The 21277-nt window shown below is 61.6% G+C and carries 18 protein-coding genes; 13 read left to right on the plus strand and 5 right to left on the minus strand.

Going from position 1 to position 21277, the window contains the following annotated elements; all coding sequences use genetic code 11:
• The first annotated feature begins 89 nt into the window (after nucleotides 1–89).
• Together guaB and guaA are read left to right on the plus strand one after the other, a co-directional pair.
• On the plus strand, nucleotides 90–1556 hold the full coding sequence (gene guaB, locus IM291_RS06650) for an IMP dehydrogenase (protein ID WP_014884799.1): 1467 nt from the start codon (nucleotides 90–92) through the stop codon (nucleotides 1554–1556).
• A 66-nt stretch (nucleotides 1557–1622) separates the two neighbouring features.
• The gene (guaA, locus tag IM291_RS06655) at nucleotides 1623–3200 is read left to right on the plus strand and encodes a glutamine-hydrolyzing GMP synthase (RefSeq protein WP_003860599.1); all 1578 of its coding nucleotides are present in this window, start codon (nucleotides 1623–1625) and stop codon (nucleotides 3198–3200) included.
• Nucleotides 3201–3256: 56 nt separating this feature from the next.
• Here guaA and IM291_RS06660 read toward each other — a convergent pair whose 3' ends face one another.
• Nucleotides 3257–4087 (minus strand): MurR/RpiR family transcriptional regulator, encoded by an 831-nt coding sequence (locus IM291_RS06660; protein ID WP_045371069.1) that lies wholly within the window; start codon nucleotides 4085–4087, stop codon nucleotides 3257–3259.
• 292 nt (nucleotides 4088–4379) lie between these two features.
• On the opposite strand from IM291_RS06660, the gene IM291_RS06665 reads away from it, so the two are divergent.
• The 10 genes from IM291_RS06665 to iolB all read left to right on the plus strand — a co-directional run bounded on the left by IM291_RS06665 (nucleotide 4380) and on the right by iolB (nucleotide 17501).
• Nucleotides 4380–5885 carry a CoA-acylating methylmalonate-semialdehyde dehydrogenase gene (locus IM291_RS06665; protein ID WP_045630997.1) on the plus strand — a complete coding sequence of 502 codons (1506 nt, stop codon included), beginning with the start codon at nucleotides 4380–4382 and terminating at the stop codon, nucleotides 5883–5885.
• A gap of 11 nt (nucleotides 5886–5896) precedes the next feature.
• Nucleotides 5897–7822, plus strand: coding sequence for a 3D-(3,5/4)-trihydroxycyclohexane-1,2-dione acylhydrolase (decyclizing) (iolD, locus tag IM291_RS06670; protein WP_192986419.1), 1926 nt, complete (start codon nucleotides 5897–5899; stop codon nucleotides 7820–7822).
• A gap of 300 nt (nucleotides 7823–8122) precedes the next feature.
• Nucleotides 8123–9109 carry an inositol 2-dehydrogenase gene (gene iolG / locus IM291_RS06675; RefSeq protein WP_192986421.1) on the plus strand — a complete coding sequence of 329 codons (987 nt, stop codon included), beginning with the start codon at nucleotides 8123–8125 and terminating at the stop codon, nucleotides 9107–9109.
• Nucleotides 9110–9140: 31 nt separating this feature from the next.
• The gene (locus tag IM291_RS06680; protein WP_041908742.1) at nucleotides 9141–10070 is read left to right on the plus strand and encodes a sugar ABC transporter substrate-binding protein; all 930 of its coding nucleotides are present in this window, start codon (nucleotides 9141–9143) and stop codon (nucleotides 10068–10070) included.
• A 48-nt stretch (nucleotides 10071–10118) separates the two neighbouring features.
• Nucleotides 10119–11666, plus strand: a complete 1548-nt coding sequence (locus IM291_RS06685) for a sugar ABC transporter ATP-binding protein (RefSeq protein WP_126818698.1) — start codon at nucleotides 10119–10121, stop codon at nucleotides 11664–11666.
• Between the two features lie 11 nt (nucleotides 11667–11677).
• Nucleotides 11678–12706: an ABC transporter permease gene (locus IM291_RS06690; protein ID WP_028014045.1), complete on the plus strand. Its 1029-nt coding sequence runs from the start codon at nucleotides 11678–11680 to the stop codon at nucleotides 12704–12706.
• A gap of 8 nt (nucleotides 12707–12714) precedes the next feature.
• Nucleotides 12715–13848 carry a Gfo/Idh/MocA family protein gene (locus IM291_RS06695; RefSeq protein WP_192986423.1) on the plus strand — a complete coding sequence of 378 codons (1134 nt, stop codon included), beginning with the start codon at nucleotides 12715–12717 and terminating at the stop codon, nucleotides 13846–13848.
• 12 nt (nucleotides 13849–13860) lie between these two features.
• A complete protein-coding gene (gene iolC / locus IM291_RS06700; protein WP_192986424.1) occupies nucleotides 13861–15765 on the plus strand; it encodes a 5-dehydro-2-deoxygluconokinase in 1905 nt (634 codons plus the stop codon).
• Between the two features lie 11 nt (nucleotides 15766–15776).
• Nucleotides 15777–16667, plus strand: a complete 891-nt coding sequence (gene iolE, locus IM291_RS06705; RefSeq protein WP_192986426.1) for a myo-inosose-2 dehydratase — start codon at nucleotides 15777–15779, stop codon at nucleotides 16665–16667.
• 9 nt (nucleotides 16668–16676) lie between these two features.
• The gene (iolB, locus tag IM291_RS06710) at nucleotides 16677–17501 is read left to right on the plus strand and encodes a 5-deoxy-glucuronate isomerase (RefSeq protein ID WP_192986428.1); all 825 of its coding nucleotides are present in this window, start codon (nucleotides 16677–16679) and stop codon (nucleotides 17499–17501) included.
• Nucleotides 17502–17590: 89 nt separating this feature from the next.
• Here the strand turns inward: iolB and IM291_RS06715 are convergent, their stop codons facing one another.
• Genes IM291_RS06715 through IM291_RS06725 form a run of 3 tightly spaced genes read right to left on the minus strand, consistent with a single transcriptional unit; the run spans nucleotide 17591 to nucleotide 20092 of the window.
• The gene (locus tag IM291_RS06715) at nucleotides 17591–18334 is read right to left on the minus strand and encodes an alpha/beta fold hydrolase (protein ID WP_192986430.1); all 744 of its coding nucleotides are present in this window, start codon (nucleotides 18332–18334) and stop codon (nucleotides 17591–17593) included.
• Between the two features lie 11 nt (nucleotides 18335–18345).
• Nucleotides 18346–18813, minus strand: coding sequence for a DUF6130 family protein (locus tag IM291_RS06720; RefSeq protein ID WP_047368080.1), 468 nt, complete (start codon nucleotides 18811–18813; stop codon nucleotides 18346–18348).
• Nucleotides 18814–18862: 49 nt separating this feature from the next.
• Nucleotides 18863–20092 (minus strand): MFS transporter, encoded by a 1230-nt coding sequence (locus IM291_RS06725; RefSeq protein ID WP_192986432.1) that lies wholly within the window; start codon nucleotides 20090–20092, stop codon nucleotides 18863–18865.
• 97 nt (nucleotides 20093–20189) lie between these two features.
• On the opposite strand from IM291_RS06725, the gene IM291_RS06730 reads away from it, so the two are divergent.
• Nucleotides 20190–21080 (plus strand): LysR family transcriptional regulator, encoded by an 891-nt coding sequence (locus IM291_RS06730; protein WP_063943523.1) that lies wholly within the window; start codon nucleotides 20190–20192, stop codon nucleotides 21078–21080.
• Here IM291_RS06730 and IM291_RS06735 read toward each other — a convergent pair.
• A complete protein-coding gene (locus IM291_RS06735) occupies nucleotides 21077–21247 on the minus strand; it encodes a YfgG family protein (RefSeq protein ID WP_023337595.1) in 171 nt (56 codons plus the stop codon). The two genes, IM291_RS06730 and IM291_RS06735, sit on opposite strands and share 4 nt — an antisense overlap.
• Between the last annotated feature and the right edge of the window lie 30 nt (nucleotides 21248–21277).

The raw sequence follows: 21277 nt of genomic DNA on the forward strand, positions 1-21277 counted from the left end.
GCATTTTTTCAAAAAAGTGTAGATGCAATCGGTTACGCTCTGTATAATGCCACGGCAATATTTAACCACCCAGGTCAGAGATATTGCCCATGCTACGTATCGCTAAAGAAGCACTGACGTTTGACGACGTCCTCCTCGTTCCCGCTCATTCCACCGTTCTGCCGAATACTGCCGACCTCAGCACGCAGTTGACGAAAACCATTCGTCTGAACATTCCTATGCTCTCCGCGGCAATGGACACCGTGACTGAAGCGCGCCTGGCTATCGCCCTGGCACAGGAAGGCGGCATTGGCTTTATCCACAAAAACATGTCTATCGAGCGTCAGGCGGAAGAAGTTCGCCGCGTGAAGAAGCATGAGTCCGGCATCGTGTCCGACCCTCAGACCGTTCTGCCAACCACTACCCTGCACGAAGTGAAAGCCCTGACCGAACGTAACGGCTTTGCCGGCTACCCGGTAGTGACCGAAGACAATGAACTGGTGGGCATCATCACCGGTCGTGACGTGCGCTTCGTGACTGACCTGAACCAGCCTGTCAGCGTCTACATGACGCCAAAAGAGCGTCTGGTGACCGTCCGCGAAGGCGAAACTCGCGACGTGGTGCTGGCGAAAATGCACGAAAAACGCGTTGAGAAAGCGCTGGTTGTGGATGCGAACTTCCACCTGCGCGGCATGATCACCGTTAAAGATTTCCAGAAAGCAGAACGTAAACCGAACGCCTGTAAAGACGAGCATGGCCGTCTGCGCGTCGGCGCTGCCGTAGGCGCGGGTGCAGGTAACGAAGAGCGCGTTGACGCGCTGGTGGCGGCGGGCGTTGACGTCCTGCTGATTGACTCCTCTCACGGCCACTCCGAAGGCGTGCTGCAGCGTATTCGCGACACCCGTGCAAAATACCCGGATCTCCAGATCATCGGCGGTAACGTGGCGACGGGCGCAGGCGCTCGCGCGCTGGCTGACGCCGGCTGCAGCGCGGTGAAAGTGGGTATCGGCCCTGGCTCTATCTGTACCACTCGTATCGTGACCGGCGTGGGCGTTCCGCAGATCACCGCGGTTTCTGACGCGGTTGAAGCGCTGGAAGGCACCGGTATTCCGGTTATCGCTGACGGCGGTATCCGCTTCTCTGGCGACATCGCTAAAGCCATCGCCGCGGGCGCTGCTGCCGTAATGGTTGGCTCCATGCTTGCTGGTACCGAAGAATCCCCGGGCGAAATCGAACTCTACCAGGGCCGTTCTTACAAATCTTACCGTGGGATGGGCTCCCTGGGCGCGATGTCCAAAGGTTCCTCTGACCGTTACTTCCAGACCGATAACGCTGCTGACAAACTGGTACCGGAAGGTATCGAAGGCCGCGTGGCCTATAAAGGCCGTCTGAAAGAGATCATTCACCAGCAGATGGGCGGCCTGCGTTCCTGTATGGGTCTGACCGGCTGTGGTACCATTGACCTGCTGCGTACCAAAGCGGAATTCGTACGTATCAGCGGTGCGGGTATCCAGGAGAGCCACGTTCACGACGTGACGATCACCAAAGAGTCCCCGAACTACCGTCTGGGCTCCTGATAAGTTTCCGCGCCCGGCTTCTGCCGGGCGCTTTGTTTTGTTTCACTTGCCTCGGAATTAGCGTCAATGACGGAAAACATTCATAAACATCGCATTCTCATCCTGGACTTCGGTTCTCAGTACACTCAGCTGGTCGCGCGCCGCGTGCGTGAACTGGGCGTTTACTGTGAGCTGTGGGCGTGGGATGTCACGGAAGCACAGATTCGCGAATTCAATCCAAGCGGCATCATCCTGTCCGGCGGCCCGGAAAGCACCACCGAAGAGAACAGCCCGCGCGCGCCGCAGTACGTGTTTGAAGCGGGCGTACCGGTATTCGGCGTCTGCTACGGCATGCAGACCATGGCGATGCAGCTGGGCGGCCACGTAGAAGGCTCTAACGAGCGCGAGTTCGGCTACGCGCAGGTTGAAGTTGTCACCGACAGCGCGCTGGTGCGCGGTATCGAAGACTCCCTGACCGCAGACGGCAAGCCGCTGCTGGACGTGTGGATGAGCCACGGCGACAAAGTCACCGCCATCCCGTCCGACTTCGTGACCGTTGCCAGCACCGAAAGCTGCCCGTTCGCCATCATGGCGAACGAAGAAAAACGCTTCTACGGCGTGCAGTTCCACCCGGAAGTGACCCACACCCGTCAGGGTATGCGCATGCTGGAGCGCTTCGTGCGTGACATCTGCCAGTGTGAAGCCCTGTGGACCCCGGCAAAAATCATCGACGACGCCGTTGAGCGTATCCGCCAGCAGGTTGGCGATGACAAAGTGATCCTCGGCCTCTCCGGCGGCGTGGACTCCTCCGTCACCGCGATGCTGCTGCACCGTGCCATCGGCAAAAACCTGACCTGCGTCTTCGTGGACAACGGTCTGCTGCGTCTGAACGAAGCGAAGCAGGTCATGGACATGTTCGGCGACCACTTCGGTCTGAACATCGTTCACGTGGAAGGCGAGCAGCGCTTCCTGGACGCGCTGAAAGGCGAAAACGATCCGGAAGCGAAACGTAAGATCATCGGCCGCGTGTTCGTGGAAGTGTTCGACGAAGAAGCGCTGAAGCTGGAAGACGTGAAGTGGCTGGCGCAGGGCACCATCTACCCGGACGTGATCGAGTCTGCGGCCTCCGCCACCGGCAAAGCGCACGTCATCAAATCTCACCACAACGTGGGCGGCCTGCCGAAAGAGATGAAGATGGGTCTGGTTGAACCGCTGCGCGAGCTGTTCAAAGACGAAGTGCGCAAGATCGGTCTGGAACTGGGTCTGCCGTACGACATGCTCTACCGTCACCCGTTCCCGGGTCCGGGTCTGGGCGTGCGCGTGCTGGGCGAAGTGAAGAAAGAGTACTGCGACCTGCTGCGTCGCGCGGACGCAATCTTCATCGAAGAGCTGCACAAAGCTGACCTGTACAACAAAGTGAGCCAGGCGTTCACCGTGTTCCTGCCGGTTCGCTCCGTCGGCGTAATGGGCGATGGCCGTAAGTACGACTGGGTTGTTTCCCTGCGTGCGGTGGAAACCATCGACTTCATGACCGCGCACTGGGCGCACCTGCCGTATGACTTCTTAGGCCGCGTGTCTAACAGAATAATCAACGAAGTCAATGGGATATCGCGAGTCGTATATGACATCAGCGGTAAGCCACCGGCTACGATTGAGTGGGAATGATTTCCCTCTGAATTAACACCCAAACCCTCTGCCTGCGCAGGGGGTTTTTTATTGCCTTATTTCCCTCCACCCAACCGATACGCCAGCGCCACCACCAGCGACTGCACCAGGCACAGCGTTGCCGACTGAGACCGGAACGCATCCACTTGCGCCTCCTTCACCACAAAGCAGAGATCGCTAAACGTCGCCAGGGGGCTTATCTGGCTGTCCGTAATCACGATCTGCCGCGCGCCGACGCTGGCGGCGGTTTCGCTGACCATCACCGTCTCTTCCGCGTACGGCGAGAAGCTGATCGACACCACGATGTCGCGCGCCTTAATGCGGCTGATCTGCTCGCGCAGCATCCCGCCCATGCCGTCGAGCAGGATAGGGCGGCACTCCAGGTGGCTCAGGGCGTAGGTGAGGTAGGCTGCGACGCTAAACGAGCGGCGCAGTCCGGCGATATAGATAGTGTCGGCGTCGGCCAGCAGCTGTACTGCGCGCTCCAGCATTTCCGGCTCGGCGCGGGCGGCCAGCTGCTGCAGCGCCTGCGCGTTCGAGCGGGCGAACTCCTGCAGAATATCGAGCGGCGTTTCCGGCACGGCCTCGCTCTCCATTTCGCGGAACAGCCGCGCGCGATCACTGTAGCTGGCAGTCTCCTCCACCAGGTTCATGCGAAACAGCTGTTTCATTTCGTTGAAGCCGGTGAAGTCAAAGGCGTTGGCAAAGCGGATCAGCGTCGAAGGCGGCACGTCGGCGCGCTCGGCAATGACGGCAACCGTATCAAAGGCCACGCTGTTGGTGTTATCCAGCACGTAGCGGGAGACCTGCTGCAGCCTCTTGCTCAGGCTATCGTAGCGATCGCGGATTTGCTGCTGCAGTTCGTTCAGGCTGGTTGCTGTCGTCATGTTATCCCCCAAATACAGTCTGATGATTCTAAACGCAAAACCGCGTCTTTTAAATGTCGGCCATCCATCTGGCAGCAAAAATGAAACAGAAGCTTCAGTCATTTCCTCGCCCGAAATCCCTTAATAGCGCACGCAGCGTCAGTGTTGCTGGCTGTTAACATAAAAATCCATCCTTGATCACAATAATCATCATTTATTTTATTTCAACTTAAAATGGAATATTTGTTTCATATATAGTGTCCTGTACACAGCGTTCAGGTAACAGTCACGTATCAACAGCGAGAGGTTAAGGATGGAGACGGTAGCGAATTTTATTCACGGCGAATGTGTCACCGGTTCAGGCCAGCGCGTTCAGGCGATCTTCAACCCGGCCACCGGCGAGCAGATCCGCCAGGTGGTGATGAGTACGGCGCAGGAAACGGAGCAGGCGATTGCCGCCGCGCAGCAGGCGTTTCCCGCGTGGGCGCGCCAGGCTCCGCTTAAGCGCGCGCGCGTGATGTTCCGCTTCAAGGCGCTGCTGGAAGAGAACATGACGCGCCTGGCCCGCATCATCAGCGAAGAGCACGGCAAGGTCTTCTCCGACGCGGTGGGCGAACTGACCCGCGGTCTGGAAGTGGTGGAATTTGCCTGCGGTATCCCGCATCTGCAAAAGGGTGAACACTCTGCGAACGTCGGTACCGGCGTCGACAGCCACTCCCTGATGCAGCCGCTCGGCGTCTGCGCCGGGATCACGCCGTTTAACTTCCCGGCGATGGTGCCGATGTGGATGTTTCCCATTGCGCTGGCGACCGGGAATACCTTCGTGCTGAAGCCGTCGGAAAAAGACCCTTCTCTCGCGCTCGCGCTGGCGCAGCTGCTAAAAGAGGCAGGCTTGCCGGACGGCGTCTTCAACGTGGTGCAGGGGGATAAAGAGTCCGTTGACGTGCTCCTGACCGACCCGCGCGTGCAGGCGGTGAGCTTTGTCGGCTCCACGCCGATTGCCGAATACATTTACCAGACCGCCTCCGCCCACGGTAAGCGCTGTCAGGCGCTGGGCGGCGCGAAAAACCACTGCATTTTAATGCCGGATGCCGACATGGAGATGGCGACCAACGCCATCATGGGCGCGGCCTACGGCGCGGCGGGGGAACGCTGCATGGCGCTCTCGGTGGTGCTGGCGGTGGGAGATAAAACCGCCGATGACCTCTGCACCCGGCTGGAAAAACAGATTGAAGCGCTGCGCGTCGGACCGGGGCTGGACCAGACACCGGAAAACGAAATGGGGCCGCTTATCTCCTCCGCGCACCGCAGCAAGGTGCTGGGCTATATCGACAGCGGGGAAGCGCAGGGGGCGAAACTGCGCGTGGACGGGCGTGGCTTCAGCGTGAAGGGCCACGAGCAGGGCTACTTCGTCGGGCCGACGCTGTTTGATAACGTCACACCGGAGATGACCATCTATAAAGAAGAGATTTTTGGCCCGGTGCTTTCTGTGGTGCGGGTAGCAGATTACGCCAGCGCGGTGGACCTCATTAACCGCCATGAATATGGTAATGGCTCGGCGATCTTCACCCGTGACGGCGGCTGCGCGCGCCGCTTCTGCGAAGAGGTGCAGGCGGGCATGGTGGGGGTCAACGTGCCGATCCCGGTGCCGATGGCATTCCACAGTTTCGGTGGCTGGAAGCGTTCCATCTTTGGCGCGCTCAACGTACACGGCAACGACGGCGTGCGTTTCTACACCCGAATGAAAACCATCACCGCGCGCTGGCCGGAAATGCAGCAGGAGACAGGCGCTGCGTTCTCCATGCCGACGCTGGGCTGACAGGAGGCATTATGCAAACCGAACGTATGACCATGGCCCAGGCGCTGGTCCGGTTCCTGAATCAACAGTACGTCAGCCTTGACGGCAACGAAACGCCCTTCGTGGAGGGCGTGGCGACGATCTTTGGGCACGGCAACGTGCTGGGTATTGGCCAGGCGCTGGAGCAGGATCCCGGTCATCTGAAAATCATGCAGGGGTGCAACGAGCAGGGCATTGCCCACATGGCGACGGGCTTCGCCAAACAGCACCGCCGCCAGCGCATTTTTGCCGTCACCTCCTCGGTCGGGCCGGGCGCCGCCAATATGGTCACGGCGGCGGCCACCGCCACGGCGAACCGCATCCCGCTTTTACTGCTGCCGAGCGATATCTACGCCAGCCGCCAGCCGGACCCGGTGCTGCAGCAGATTGAGCAGTATCACGATCTCAGCATCAGCACCAACGACTGCTTCCGTCCAATTTCCCGCTACTGGGACCGCATCAACCGCCCCGAGCAGCTCATGAGCGCCATGCTAAGCGCGATGCGAACGCTTACTGACCCCGCAGATACCGGAGCGGTGACCCTCTGTCTGCCGCAGGACGTGCAAGGGGAAGCGTGGGACTACCCGCTAAGCTTCTTCGCGCGTCGGGTGCACCACATCGAACGCCGTCCGCCCGATCCGCAGCGACTGGCGCAGGCGCGGACGCTGATCGCCCGCAAGCGCCGTCCGCTGGTGGTGTGCGGCGGCGGCGTGCGTTACTCCGGCGCGCATGAGGCGTTTCGCGAATTTGTCGAGACGCTGCAGCTGCCGTTTGCCGAAACGCAGGCCGGGAAGGGGGCGCTGGTAAGTGACCACCCACTTAACCTCGGCGGCGTAGGAGTGACGGGCGGAATGGCCGCCAACCAGCTCGCGCCACAGGCTGACTTAGTGATTGGCGTCGGCACGCGCCTGACCGACTTTACCACCGGCTCCAAGGCGCTCTTTTCCCACCCGGACGTCGAATTCCTGCTGCTGAACGTGGCCGAGTTTGACGCCCTGAAGCTGGACGCCACCGCGCTGATTGCCGATGCCCAAACCGGGCTCCAGGCCTTAACCCACGAGCTCGGCGATTACCGCAGCGGCTGGGGAGAGGCGATCGCCCAGGCGAAATCCGCGTGGCGCGATGAGTGCCGCCGCCTGTGGGATCGCCAGTGGCATCCGGACGACGCGCCCGAAGTGGCGGGGCATTTGGACGCGCAGCTGGCGGAATACGGCGAGACGCTCAACACCCGCCTGACCCAGACGCGGGTGCTGGGGCTGATCAATCAGCATGTGGAAGATAACGCCATCGTGTTGGGCGCGGCCGGTTCGCTGCCGGGAGATTTACAGCGCCTCTGGCAGGTCAAAACGCCGGACAGCTATCACCTGGAGTACGGCTACTCCTGCATGGGCTACGAGATTGCGGCGGCCATCGGCGCGAAGCTCGCCCGCCCCGGGCAGCCGGTTTACGCCATGGTGGGGGATGGCTCCTACATGATGCTGCACTCCGAGCTGCAAACCGCCGTACAGGAGGGCATTAAGGTCACCGTTCTGCTGTTTGATAACGCCAGCTTCGGCTGCATTAACAACCTGCAGATGGGTCACGGGATGGGCAGCTTCGGCACGGAAAATCGCCATCGCAACCCGGAAACCGGGCGGCTTGACGGGCCGCTGGTGAAAGTCGATTTTGCGCAAAACGCGGAAAGCTACGGTTGCCACGCGTGGCGGGTGAACGACGAGCAGAGCCTGCTGGCGGCGCTTGAGGCGTCACGCGCCCATCCGGGCCCGACGCTGCTGGACATCAAGGTATTGCCGAAGACCATGACCCATGACTACGGCTCGTGGTGGCGAACCGGTGACGCGCAGGTGGCGGAGTCGTCTGCCGTGCGTGAGGCCGCGGAGCAAACGCAGGCGCAGGTGAAAAAAGCCCGTCAGTATTGAGTTTTACTGTCTTAACGAAATTTTCATTTCATTTTCCCCTCACCCTAACCCTCTCCCAAAAGTGGAGAGGGGATGGGGTAGTGCACGCTTTTCTCCCTCGCTCCTTTGGGGAGAGGGCCGGGGTGAGGGGTGAGCAGTACCTTCTTTCATGTTGTGAGATTGATAACAAAAATTATCCCATACATCTCAAAAGTGTTAACCCGCACTCAAAAACATAATTTTCACTATTTATAAAAATGAAATAAATGTTTTATTTATAGGGTCGTTAGTTCACAGCATTCACCAACACCGGGAGCCGTTATGTTTAACATTGCTTTACTGGGCGCTGGCCGAATTGGCCAGGTACATGCAGCTAACATCGCCAGCCACGGCGCGACCACGCTCTGGTCCGTGGTTGACCCGAATCAGGAATTTGCCACCCGTCTCGCCGCACAGTATCAGGTCCGCCAGCAGAGCGTGAATGAGGCGATGACCGACCCTAACGTTCACGCCGTGCTGATCGCCTCCGCCACCGACACCCACGCGGATCTGATTGAAATGGCCGCCCGCCACGGCAAGGCTATCTTCTGCGAAAAGCCGGTACACCTCGACCTCGCCCGCGTGCGCGACTGCCTGAAAGTGGTTAAAGAGTACGACGTGCCGCTGTTCATCGGCTTTAACCGCCGCTTTGACCCACAGTTCCGCCGCGTGAAAACCGATGCCCAGGCCGGGCGCATCGGCAAGCCGGAATCGTTGCTGATCATCTCCCGCGACCCGTCTCCGCCGCCCACCGAGTACGTGCGCGTCTCCGGCGGCATGTTCCGCGATATGACCATTCACGACTTCGACATGGCCCGTTTCATCATGGGCGAAGAGCCGGTGTCGGTGTATGCCCAGGGCAGTAACCTGGTGGATCCGGCGATTGGCGAGGCGGGGGATATCGATACCGCGTTTATCGTTCTGAAATATGCCTCCGGCGCGATGGCGACCATCGTCAACAGCCGCCGCTCCTCTTACGGCTACGACCAGCGCCTGGAGCTGCACGGCTCCGAAGGGCTGCTGTGCGCCGGCAATATTCTGGAAAACCAGGTGCAGCACTACGGCAAACAGGGCTGCACCAGCGCGCTGCCGGAACACTTCTTCCTGCAGCGCTACAAATCCGCTTACGCCGCGGAATGGGAACACTTTGTTGCGGTCCTGCGCGGCGAAGCGGTGCCTGACTGCAGCGGCGATGATGGTGAACGTGCGCTGTACCTCGCGGATAAAGCGCTGGAGTCGCTGCGTAGCCAGCGCGAGATCGTCCTCTAAACACAACAACCCTACACAGAGAGACATAATAATGAAAAAACTGATCTTAGCCGCCCTCATCGCAATGACGTCCGGGGCCGCCCTCGCCGAAAACGAGCAGATTGTTTTCAGTACGCCAAACCTGGCCATGCCGTTTGAGGTTCACATGCAGCGTACGGCGGTGAAAGCCGCGAAAGAGATGGGCGTGAAGCTTCAGGTACTGGACGGGCAGGGCAGTTCACCGAAGCAGGTGGCTGACCTGGAAAACGCCATCACCCGCGGGGCGCAGGGCTTTATCGTCTCCCCGAACGACGTGAACGCGGTCTCCAGCGCGGTGGATGAAATTCAGGATGCGAAGCTGCCGGTGGTCACCCTAGACCGCTCCGTCGACAGCCAGAAGAAAGTGCCCCACTTTGGCGCCAACAACTACAAAGGCGGCCAGGCGATTGGCGACTTCGTCAAAACCAAATTCCCCGACGGGGCAGAGATCATCCTGCTCACCGGCCAGCCGGGCTCCTCCTCCAACATCGAACGCACCAAAGGGATCCGCGACAGCCTGAAGGCGGGCGGGGATAAATACAAGATCGTCGCCGATCAGACCGGCAACTGGATGCGTTCTGAAGGGATGCGCATCGTCGAAAGCGTTCTGCCTTCGCTACCGAAACGCCCGCAGGTGATCCTCTCCGCCAACGACGATATGGCGCTGGGCGCGATTGAAGCCCTGCAGAGCCAGGGCGTGAAGCCGGGTGAAATCCTCGTGACCGGCTTTGATGCGGTACCGGAAGCGCTGGCCCGCGTGCGCGACGGCTGGCTGGCGGTAACCGCCGATCAGCGTCCGGGCTTTGCGGTGCAGACGGCGATGAGCCAGCTGGTGGCCAACGTGCGCGAGAAGAAAGCCATCACCGGGGCCGACTACCCGCCAACGCTTATCACCAAAGAGAACCTGCAGCAGGCTGAGCGTATCGGTGAGGCCGGTAACTGATATGTCCCGAGCCGCCTCTGGCGGCTCAACATGAGGAGGAGCAGACCGATGTCGCAACCCTTACTGAAAGTGACCGACCTGGCAAAAAGCTTTTCCGGCGTCTGGGCGCTAAGCAGCGCCCAGCTGACCGTCGGCGCGGGGGAGATCCACGCCCTGCTGGGGGAAAACGGAGCGGGAAAATCCACGCTGCTGAAGGCGCTTGCGGGCGCGCAGCCGCAAACCCGCGGGGATATCTGGTTCAACGGCGAAATGCTGCCGGTGGACGACTCTCCGGTGGAACGGCAGAACAAGGGCATTATCACCATCTATCAGGAATTCAACCTGCTGCCCAACATGACCGTCGCGGAAAACATGTTTCTCGGGCGCGAGCCGCGTAAACGTAATCTGATCGTCGACGAAAGGGCGGTAAATCAGGAGGCGCAGGTCATTCTCGATTACCTGCAGCTAAACGTTGCGCCGACCACGCCTGTCGCTCGTCTGAGCGTCGCCCAGCAGCAGATGGTGGAGATCGCCCGGGCGCTGACCCTCAACGCTCGCCTGATCATCATGGACGAACCTTCCGCCGCGCTGAGCGACAGCGAGGTGGAAAGCCTGCACCGCGTGGTGCGGGAGCTTAAAAACCGCGGCGTGAGCATTATTTACGTTACCCACCGCCTGCACGAAGTTTTCCAGCTCTGCGATCGCTTCACCGTATTTCAGGACGGCCGCTTCACCGGCACCGGCGCGGTGGCGGAGACCAACGTCGAACAGCTGATCCGCCTGATGGTCGGGCGCGACGTGGCCTTTAACCGTCGCCCCGCCAGCGAAACCCATCATCAAGACAAACCTGTCCGCCTGACGGTGAAGGGGCTGAGCCGCGAAAAGCCGCCGTTGGATCCGCACGGCATCGCCCTGCACGACATCAGCTTCCACGTCCACGCCGGGGAAGTTCTGGGCATTGCCGGGCTGGTGGGCGCGGGACGCACCGAGGTGGCCCGCTGCCTGTTTGGCGCAGACGCCTTTACCTCCGGGAGCTTTGAGCTGGACGGCGTGCCGTACCAGCCGCGCGACCCGCTGTATGCCCTCGACCAGGGCGTGGCGCTGGTGCCCGAAGACCGTAAAAAAGAGGGGGCGGTGCTCGGGCTGTCGATTCGCGACAACCTGTCGCTCTCGTGTCTCTCCTCGCTGCTGCAGTGGCGCTGGTTCGTGAACACCCGCAAAGAGGACGATCTGATTGAGTCCTATCGCCAGGCCCTGCAGATCAAAATGGTCAACAGCGCGCAGGAGGTGCGCAAGCTCTCCGGCGGTAACCAGCAGAAGGTGATCCTCGCGCGCTGCATGGCGCTCAACCCGCGGGTGCTGATCGTCGATGAGCCGACGCGCGGCATCGACGTGGGGACCAAATCGGAAGTGCACCAGGTGCTGTTTGACATGGCGAAAAAGGGCGTGGCGGTGATCGTGATCTCCTCCGATCTGCCTGAAGTGATGGCGGTGTCTGACCGGATCATCACCCTCAGCGAAGGCCGGGTGACCGGCGAGATCCACGGTGACGACGCTAACGAAGAACGGCTGATGACGATGATGGCCATCAACCACAACGCCCTGAACGCGGCATAACGGAGTTTCTCATGACGCAGATGATTTCTAAAACGCAGGCCCCGGTCAAACGCGCCGGACGCATCGATCCCATCGCCTTCTTCGAGCGCTTCGGGGTGCTGATTTTCATGATCCTGCTGCTGATCTTCTTCCAGTCGCAGAACAGCAACTTTTTCTCTGAACGCAATATTTTCAACATTCTGACCGAAGTCTCCATCTACGGGATCATGGCCGTGGGGATGACCTTCGTCATTCTGACCGCCGGGATCGACCTCTCCGTGGGCTCCATTCTGGCGGTGTGCGCCATGACCGCGGCGTACGTCATTAAGGGCGACAACTTCACCACCGTCGACCCGAACGCCTGGGGCGGCATGAGCTGGCTGATCGGGCTGGGGATTTGTCTGGCGATGGGCACGGCGATTGGCTTCCTGCACGGCCTGGGTGTCACCCGCCTGCGTCTGCCGCCATTTATCGTCACCCTCGGCGGGATGACCATCTGGCGCGGCCTGACGCTGGTGATCAACGACGGCGCGCCGATTGCCGGTTTTGACCCTGGCTACCGTTGGTGGGGGCGCGGGGAGCTGCTCGGCATCTCCATTCCGATCTGGATCTTCGCCATCGTCGCCGTCGGCGGCTATCTGGCGCTGCATAAAACCCGCTGGGGCCGCTTCGTCTACGCCATCGGCGGCAACCCGGAGGCGGCGCGCCTGGCGGGGGTGAACGTCAAGCGCGTGCTCGTCAGCGTCTACGTGCTGATTGGCTGTCTGGCCGGGCTGGCGGGCTTCATCCTGAGCGCGCGTCTGGGGAGCGCCGAGGCGGTGGCCGGCATCTCCTTTGAGCTGCGCGTCATCGCCTCGGTGGTGATTGGCGGCACCTCGCTGATGGGCGGCTACGGGCGCATCGGCGGCACCATTATCGGCTCCATCATTATGGGCATTCTGATTAACGGCCTGGTGCTGATGAACGTCTCGGCCTACTACCAGCAGATTATCACCGGGTTAATTATCGTTCTGGCGGTGGCGTTTGATACCTACGCCAAGAGCCGTCGCGGCGCACTGTGAGGATCGTGATGAAAGAGGTTCGTATTGGATTGATTGGCACCGGGTATATCGGCAAGGCGCACGCTATCGCCTATGCCCAGGCCCCGACGGTGTTCAACCTGCGCGGCAGGCTGGTGCGCGAGATGGTGGCGGAAGTCACGCCGGAGCTGGCGGCAGAGCGCGCCCGGGCGTTTGGCTTTAACCGTTCAACGGGAGACTGGCGGGCGCTGGTGGCCGACCCGGCCATTGACGTGGTGGATATTTGCTCACCTAACCACCTGCATAAAGAGATGGCGCTGGAGGCGATCCGCCACGGCAAGCACGTCTACTCGGAGAAGCCTCTGGCGCTCAACGCCCACGATGCGCGCGAGATGGTCGACGCCGCGAAGCGGGCCGGGGTGAAAACGCTGGTGGGGTTCAACTACATGAAGAACCCGACGGCGCAGCTGGCGAAGGAGATTATCGCCCGCGGCGAGATTGGCGATGTGATCCACTTCTACGGCACCCACAACGAAGACTACATGGCCGACCCGCTGTCGGCCATCCACTGGCACTGCTTTAAAGAGACCGCCGGGCTGGGCGCGCTGGGCGACCTCGCGGCGCATATCGTCAATATGGCTCAGTACCTGGTGGGCGATATCGAGCAGGTCTGCGGCGATCTGAAGATCGTGGTCCCGGCGCGCCCGGCGAAGGCCGGATCGTCAGAGATGATTGCGGTGGAAAACGAGGATCAGGCCCACGCGATGGTGCGCTTCGCGGGCGGGGCGCAGGGTGTCATTGAAACCTCCCGCGTCGCCTGCGGCCGCAAGATGGGGCTCTCGTACGTGATCACCGGGACGAAGGGCGCCATCAGCTTCACCCAGGAGCGCATGGCGGAGCTAAAGCTCTATCTGCATGACGATCCGGTGAACCGTCAGGGGTTCCGCACGCTGCTCGTCGGCCCGGCGCACCCGGACTACGCCGCGTTCTGCATGGGCGCAGGCCACGGAATTGGCTTTAACGATCAAAAAACGGTGGAAGTACGCGACCTGGTGGACGGGATTGCCGCCGACGCGCCGATGTGGCCGGACTTCGAAGAGGGCTGGAAGGTGTCGCGCGTGCTGGACGCGATTGCGCTCTCGCACCGGGAAGGCCGCTGGCTGAACGTGAACGACATTGTCTGATGAGGTATCAACGTGGAAAAGCAGTTTGATGTGATATGCATGGGCCGCGTGGCGGTAGACCTCTATAGTCAGCAGATTGGTGCCCGCCTGGAGGACGTGTCGAGCTTCGCCAAATACCTTGGCGGATCCTCCGGCAACGTGGCGTACGGCACCGCGCGCCAGGGCCTGCGCTCGTCGATGCTGGCGCGCGTCGGCGATGAACATATGGGCCGCTTCCTGCGCGAAGAGCTCAACCAGGTAGGCTGCGATACCAGCCATCTGATTACCGATAAAGAGCGCCTCACGGCGCTGGTGCTACTCGGCATTAAAGACCGGGACACCTTTCCTCTGATTTTTTATCGCGATAACTGCGCGGATATGGCGATTACCGCCAGCGATGTGGATGAAAGCTACATTGCCTCCGCACGTTGTCTTGCCATCACCGGGACCCACCTTTCTCATCCGCAGACCCGCGAGGCGGTGCTGACGGCGCTGGGCTATGCCCGCCGTCACGGCGTGCGCACGGTGCTGGACATCGACTACCGTCCGGTGCTGTGGGGGCTCACCTCCTTAGGCGACGGCGAAACGCGCTTTATCGCCGCCGACCAGGTCACCCGCGAGCTGCAGGAGGTATTGCACCTCTTCGACGTCATTGTCGGCACCGAAGAGGAGTTCCACATTGCGGGCGGCAGCACGGATACCCTGCAGGCGCTGGGGCAGGTGCGCGCCGTCAGTGAAGCAACGCTGGTCTGCAAGCGCGGCGCGCTGGGCTGCTCGGTCTATACCGACGCCATTCCGTCCCGGCTGGACGACGGCCTGACGGTGACCGGCGTGCGCGTGGAGGTGCTGAACGTTCTCGGGGCGGGGGACGCGTTTATGTCCGGCCTGCTGCGCGGCTATCTGAACGACGAGGGCTGGGAGCAGGCGTGCCGCTACGCCAATGCCTGCGGCGCGCTGGTGGTCTCGCGCCACGGCTGCGCCCCGGCGATGCCGAGCAAAATCGAGCTGGATGACTATCTCTCCCGCGCTGCGGTTGTGCCGCGCCCGGATCTTGACCCGCGTCTTAATCATCTGCACCGGGTCACGACGCGCCGCCGCGAGTGGCCGGAGCTGTGCGTGATGGCCTTCGATCACCGCAGCCAGCTTGAGGATATGGCGATGCAGTGCGGTGCGTCGCTTAAGCGCATTCCGGCGCTGAAGCAGCTGATCCTGCAGGCCAGCCGCGAGGCGGCGAGCCGCGCCGGGCTTGAGGGCAAAGCCGGCCTGCTGTGCGACGGCACCTTTGGTCAGGACGCGCTGAACGCGATCACCGGGGAAGGGTGGTGGATTGGTCGCCCCATTGAGCTGCCGGGCTCCCGCCCGCTGGAGATGGAGCACGGCAATATCGGCACCCAGCTTATCAGCTGGCCGCAGGAGCACGTGGTGAAGTGCCTGGTCTTCTTCCACCCGGAAGACGCCCACGGCCTGCGCCTGGAGCAGGAGCAGAAAATCGCTGAGGTGTACCACGCCTGCTGCCGGTCCGGGCACGAGCTGCTGCTGGAGGTGATCCTGCCCGCCAGCATGCCGCGCAGCGACGAGCTCTACCTGCGCGCCATTTCCCGCTTCTACAACCTGGGCATTTACCCGGACTGGTGGAAGCTGCCGCCGCTTTCCACCGACGGCTGGACGGCGCTCGGCGAGATTATCGAACGCCGGGACCCGCACTGCCGCGGGGTAGTGATCCTCGGTCTGGACGCTCCGGCGGAACAGCTGCGCGCGGGCTTCAAGGCCGCAGCGGGGCAGCCGCTGGTTAAAGGCTTCGCCGTGGGGCGCACGCTGTTTGGCGACGCCTCCCGCGCGTGGCTGAAGCACGATATTAACGATGCGCAGCTGGTGGCGCGCATCCGGGACAACTATCTGCAGCTTATCGCCTGGTGGCGCGAGCGCGGACACGCATAATGGAGATAACAATGAGTGTGCAATTAGGCATTAACCCGCTGACGTGGACGAACGACGATCTGCCTTCCCTCGGCGCGGAAACCTCGCTGGAGACCTGCCTGAGCGAAGGGAAAGAGGCCGGTTTTGCCGGCTTCGAGCTGGGCAACAAATTTCCGCGCGAAGCGCGCCTGCTTGGCCCGATTTTGCAACGCCACGACCTGCAGCTGGTCTCCGGCTGGTACTCCGGCCGCCTGCTGGAGCGCAGCGTGGAGGAGGAGATCGCCGCCGTGCAGCCGCACCTGACGCTGCTGCGCGAGCTGGGGGCGAAGGTGCTGGTCTTTGCGGAAGTGAGCGGCTGCATTCACGGCGAGCAGCAGACCCCGGTGCATCTGCGTCCGCGCTTCCCTCAGGCGCGCTGGAAGGAGTACGGCGAGAAGCTCACCGAATTTGCCCGCTACACGCAGCAACAGGGAGTCCAGATTGCTTACCATCATCACATGGGTACGGTGATTGAGTCCGCCGACGACGTGGACAACCTGATGACCCACACCGGAGAGGCGGTGGGACTGCTGCTGGACACCGGTCACCTGACCTTTGCCGGGGCCGATCCGCTGTCGGTGGCGCAGCGCTGGGCGTCGCGCATCAACCACGTTCACTGCAAAGACGTGCGCGCCGACGTGCTGGCGGACGTGAAAAACCGCAAAACCAGCTTCCTCGATGCGGTGCTGAGCGGCGTGTTTACCGTGCCGGGCGACGGCTGCGTCGATTACCCGCCGATCATGAGTCTGCTGAAGGCGCAGGACTATCGTGGCTGGCTGGTGGTGGAGGCCGAGCAGGATCCGGCGATTGCCCATCCGCTGACCTACGCTCGTCTGGGGTATAACAACCTGAGCCGCCTGGCGCGCGACGCCGGGCTTATTTGAGGAGGTGACATGTCACGTCTGTTATCACGCTGGCAGCAGCCGAACGCGGAGGGGCGCACTCAGTCCGTCACCCCGGAAGGCGCAGGGTGGGGGTACGTCGGGTTTGAGGCGTATGAGCTGCAGGAGGGGCAGACGCTGACGCTGCCCGCCGTCAGGGAAGAGCGCTGCCTGGTGCTGGTCGCCGGGCGCGCCTCTATCACCACGCCTTCCGCGCAGTTTAACGATATCGGCGAGCGGATGAGCCCCTTCGAGCGCATCAAACCGTGGGCGGTATACGTCACCCCGCAGGAGACGGTGCAGGTGAAGGCGCTGACGGCGCTGGAGCTGGCGGTCTGCGCCGCGCCGGGCAAGGGCTCGTACCCGACGCGGCTGATTGCCCCGCAGGATATCGACGCTGAAGCGCGCGGCAAGGGGCACAACCAGCGCTACGTGCACAACATTCTGCCGGAAGACAAGCCCGCCGACAGCCTGCTGGTGGTGGAGGTCTGGACTAACGAGGGCTGTACCAGCTCGTACCCGAGCCACAAGCATGACACGGATAACCCGCCGCAGGAGACCTACCTGGAGGAGACCTACTATCATCGCCTCAACCCGGAGCAGGGGTTCTGCATGCAGCGCGTCTACACCGACGACAGAACACTGGATGAGTGTATGGCGGTCTACAACCGTGACGTGGTGATGGTGCCGAAGGGGTATCACCCGGTGGCGACGATGGCGGGGTATGACAGCTACTACCTCAACGTGATGGCCGGTCCGGTGCGCAAATGGATGTTCACCTGGGAAGAGGACCACGCGTGGATTAATCGCGATTATCCCGCAGAGAGGGGGGGCTGAGACGGCCTTTCTTGTCGGGTGGCGCTGCGCTTACCCGGCCTACGAAATCGTAGGTTCGTGCAAGCGTAGCGCCGCCGGGCGAATTGTCCTCAGTGCGTCCGCCTCGCCTGCTCAATCGTCCGGGCGATGGCTTCCGGCTGACTCACCATCGACACGTGGCTCGCGGCCACCTCGGTGGTTTTCGCATGTATCGCCTTCGCCATCGCACGTTCCAGGTCGGGGTTGATCATCCGGTCATGCTTGCTGACCACAAACCAGCTCGGTTTATCATGCCACGCCGCGTGAGTCACCTTTTCACCAAACGCATCGGCTTTGATCGGCCCCTGCGTGGCCGCGATAGCGTTTTGTTCACCCGGCTTCACGTCAGGCGCGAAGTCCTTCCTGACGACTTCCGTCGGCAGGTATAAATAGCCGTCCGCCGTTTTAGCGATGCCCGCGCTACCCGGCGGCGGAGGGAAGCTACCTGCCAGATCCGCCGTCGACTGGCCGGAATCCGGCGCGAACGCCGCCACATAGACCAGCGATTTTACCCGTGCATCGTTGCCCGCCTCGCTAATGACGGTTCCGCCCCAGGAGTGGCCTACCAGCACCACGTCGCCATGCGCCCGGGCGATGGCCCGTTTTGTGGCGGCAACATCATCATTAAGCGAGGTAAGCGGGAGCTGGACGGCAATGACCTCTGCGTGCTGTTTCTGCAGAAGGGTTATCACCTTATTCCAGCTGCTGCCGTCGGCAAACGCACCGTGCACCAGCACGACGCTGGTTTTATTTTCCGCGAAGGCGCTGGCAGAAAGCGCCAGCAGGCCCGCCGTCAGTACAGACAGTGCTTTCATGTTCAGACTCCTTAAAAATGGTGGATCGCCGCGTGGGGCGGGACGGTGAATTCAATGGTTTTGTGGTCGAGCGGCTTGTGCGTCGGGTCAGCCAGGATGATCGTTACCTTGTGCTTGCCGGCGGGCAGCCCCACCAGGATCACCGGCTCGCCGCTGGCGTCAGCCCAGTGCCACGGCGCACCGTCCACCACCACGTGAATGTGCCCGATGCGCGGGGTCACCTTGAGTGCCTCGGGGCCGAATACCGGCTCGATGCGCAGGTTTTCGGCCCGGTACTGAATAAACACCGCGCCTTTGCTCAGCGGCCCGGCAAGCGGCGGATCGACGATCAGTTTTGCAGGCGGTTGCGGCTGCGCCAGCGGGGCAACGGCGGCGGGGCCGTTAACGTCCGCGGCGCTCAGGTTGTCCAGCGGCGTGGCCTGGGCATGTGTTACAGAGGCCAGGACGAGCAGGGGTAAAATTGCGTAACGACGAATCATGGTTCTCTCCTCATCAGTTCTGAATGACGACAGGGAAAGAAAACCATTTTTATGTATCGGAGATATTTGCCGGAGGGGGCGTTTTGTACCCGTTTGTCAGCGCGTCGCGCGGGATACAGTGCGATACAGTTTGCCTACCGGGATGGCGCACGATCGCTATCGCCAGCCCGGCAATCACCAGCGTTAACCCCGTCGACACTCCCATTGCACCCGCGATCCCCAGCGTTTTGTTCAGCCACGCATAGGCAAACGGTGCGGCTGCGGCCATCAGCTGGCCCGGGATAAGCAGCATACCCGTGCGGCGGGCATAGCTTTCCGTGCAAAACAGCTCCAGTGGCAGCGTGGCTTTTACTATGGTGACCAGCCCGTTGATGGCGCCGTAGCCCAGCACAAACCCGGCCGCACACCACGCAAAGAGGGGGCTGCTCATCCCCAGAATAAAGCAGAGCGGCATGGCGAGGGCGGTGAAGAGCGTGAGTTTGAAGGGGGTTAAGCGGCCGCCTGCCAGCACCTCCAGCGAGCGCGCGCCCGTCTGGCCGATCCCCCACAGCATGCCGATGGCGACCGGCAGGCCAAAGTGGGCAATAAACTCCGGCAGATGGGTGGAGGTGCCGTTAGAGACAAAGGTGATAAGGGCGATGAAGGCCGCATAAAGCCAGGCGTTACGCCGCTCGTTGCGCAGGGGCGGCGCGATGGCCTTTGTGTTTTCCATCAGCCGCTGCCGGGGAAGCGTGCGGATCAGCGCTGCGCTCAGCAGGCCAAGCAGGGCATAAATGCGTAACGCGTCCTGCCAGCTCATGATGTGCAGCAGGCAATCGCCCAGCGGCCAGAAGACGGCAGACGCCAGCCCGCCCGCCAGCGTGACGCGTGAGATCGTTCTTCGCGCCTGCTGCCCGTAGAGGTTGACCAGCGCGGCGAACAGCGCATCATACAGCGACAGACGCATCCCGATGCCGCACAGTAGCCAGGCGCCGTACCAGCCAGACAGCGTCCGGGTATACGCCATACCGGCGCAGCTTGCGGCGATCAGCAGCGTTCCGACCATCACCACTTTCTGCCCGCCAAAGCGTGCCAGCAGGCGGGCGACAAAAGGTGATACCGCCGACATCACCAGCATCGCCAGCGTCAGGCCGAGGTAAATCTGCGGCGCTGACCATCCCCGGTCGGCTGAAATTGCCCGCGCAAAGGTGCCGGGCAGATAAAACGAGATCCCCCAGTTGATAAGCTGATTACATCCGGCAGTAAGGGCAAGGCTACGAGGCAGGGCAGGTGTTTCCATTGTTTTTCATTCCGTTATGCAGTTGTCCTGAGCATAGCGAGCGCGGTATTGTGCTGGCAGGCCTGCAACCTTATGCGCTGTATAAGAGAAACTTTGAATGACGACGCTTAACCTTGGCTATCTCGCGACGTTCCGTCTGGTGATCCAGCGCGGCAGCTTTTCGGCGGCGGCGGATCTGCTGGGCATTTCCCAACCCGCCGTTAGTCTGCAAATACGTCAGCTGGAGCAGTTTCTGCAAACGCGGCTGGTGGAGCGTACCGGGCGGGGCATTAAGGCCACGGCTGCCGGAGAGTCACTGCTGGTGCACGGAGAGCGCATTCAGCAGGTTGTGGACGAAACCCTGCGGTCCGTGAGCGCGTTCAGCCACGATGTCAGCGGGACCATTACTCTTGGTACGGGGGCGACGGCCTGTATCCATCTTCTGCCGCCCCTGCTGGAGCAGCTGCGCCGCGACTATCCGCTCCTGCGGGTGGGCGTAACAACGGGCAACACCCTCGACATCGTCAGGGCCATCGAAGAGAACCGTCTCGATATGGGGCTGGTGACGCTGCCGGTCAGCGGCAGAGCGCTGGACGTTATGCCGGTGATGGACGAGGAGTTTGTTTTTATCGCGTCGCGGGAACAGCAGGATGCTTTCAGGGAGTTAACCCCGGAGGCGCTCCATGCCCAGCCGCTGATCGCCTTTGAGTCTGGCAGCGGTACCCGGGCCCTCATTGATGGCTGGTTTGCGGCCAATGGGTTAGCGATCGCGCCGGTGATGCAGCTTGGCAGCATTGAGGCGATTAAGCGCATGGTTCGGGTGGGGCTCGGCTACAGTATCGTTCCGCGAATGGCGGTTGAGCATGATGCTGACCGTGAAGGGCTCTGCGTCATGTCGCTCACGCCCGTGCTGCAGCGCCAGCTCGCCATCGTGATGCGGCAGGACAAGATCCTCAGCAAAGGGATCGCGGGGATTATTCGGCTGGTACAAAACCCTCCGCAGGGCTAGCGGTCAGCGGCGTCGACGTTCAGGCTGGACTGCTGCGACTGGATTTTGTCCTGATGGTGATACCAGGCGCCGATGGAAGAGTAAACGAAGCGGCCAAAGAAAAACAGAAAGCTGATGAGCAGTATAATGCGGGTCATCCGGGTGTTAAAACGGTGTCGTTTGCGCATACGCGTGGCCTGACTCACTCTTCTTTTTCC

The sequence above is a fragment of the Enterobacter cloacae complex sp. P27C genome (assembly GCF_014895705.1).
In the GTDB taxonomy this organism is placed as follows: Bacteria; Pseudomonadota; Gammaproteobacteria; order Enterobacterales; family Enterobacteriaceae; genus Enterobacter; species Enterobacter bugandensis.

What these genes read in the sequence shown, in the direction of transcription:
- guaB (WP_014884799.1), top strand. Translation starts at nt 90, where the DNA reads ATGCTACGTATCGCTAAAGAAGCACTGACGTTTGACGACGTCCTCCTC.
- guaA (WP_003860599.1), top strand. Translation starts at nt 1,623, where the DNA reads ATGACGGAAAACATTCATAAACATCGCATTCTCATCCTGGACTTCGGT.
- IM291_RS06660 (WP_045371069.1), bottom strand. Translation starts at nt 4,087, where the DNA reads ATGACGACAGCAACCAGCCTGAACGAACTGCAGCAGCAAATCCGCGAT.
- IM291_RS06665 (WP_045630997.1), top strand. Translation starts at nt 4,380, where the DNA reads ATGGAGACGGTAGCGAATTTTATTCACGGCGAATGTGTCACCGGTTCA.
- iolD (WP_192986419.1), top strand. Translation starts at nt 5,897, where the DNA reads ATGCAAACCGAACGTATGACCATGGCCCAGGCGCTGGTCCGGTTCCTG.
- iolG (WP_192986421.1), top strand. Translation starts at nt 8,123, where the DNA reads ATGTTTAACATTGCTTTACTGGGCGCTGGCCGAATTGGCCAGGTACAT.
- IM291_RS06680 (WP_041908742.1), top strand. Translation starts at nt 9,141, where the DNA reads ATGAAAAAACTGATCTTAGCCGCCCTCATCGCAATGACGTCCGGGGCC.
- IM291_RS06685 (WP_126818698.1), top strand. Translation starts at nt 10,119, where the DNA reads ATGTCGCAACCCTTACTGAAAGTGACCGACCTGGCAAAAAGCTTTTCC.
- IM291_RS06690 (WP_028014045.1), top strand. Translation starts at nt 11,678, where the DNA reads ATGACGCAGATGATTTCTAAAACGCAGGCCCCGGTCAAACGCGCCGGA.
- IM291_RS06695 (WP_192986423.1), top strand. Translation starts at nt 12,715, where the DNA reads ATGAAAGAGGTTCGTATTGGATTGATTGGCACCGGGTATATCGGCAAG.
- iolE (WP_192986426.1), top strand. Translation starts at nt 15,777, where the DNA reads ATGAGTGTGCAATTAGGCATTAACCCGCTGACGTGGACGAACGACGAT.
- iolB (WP_192986428.1), top strand. Translation starts at nt 16,677, where the DNA reads ATGTCACGTCTGTTATCACGCTGGCAGCAGCCGAACGCGGAGGGGCGC.
- IM291_RS06715 (WP_192986430.1), bottom strand. Translation starts at nt 18,334, where the DNA reads ATGAAAGCACTGTCTGTACTGACGGCGGGCCTGCTGGCGCTTTCTGCC.
- IM291_RS06720 (WP_047368080.1), bottom strand. Translation starts at nt 18,813, where the DNA reads ATGATTCGTCGTTACGCAATTTTACCCCTGCTCGTCCTGGCCTCTGTA.
- IM291_RS06725 (WP_192986432.1), bottom strand. Translation starts at nt 20,092, where the DNA reads ATGGAAACACCTGCCCTGCCTCGTAGCCTTGCCCTTACTGCCGGATGT.
- IM291_RS06730 (WP_063943523.1), top strand. Translation starts at nt 20,190, where the DNA reads ATGACGACGCTTAACCTTGGCTATCTCGCGACGTTCCGTCTGGTGATC.
- IM291_RS06735 (WP_023337595.1), bottom strand. Translation starts at nt 21,247, where the DNA reads ATGCGCAAACGACACCGTTTTAACACCCGGATGACCCGCATTATACTG.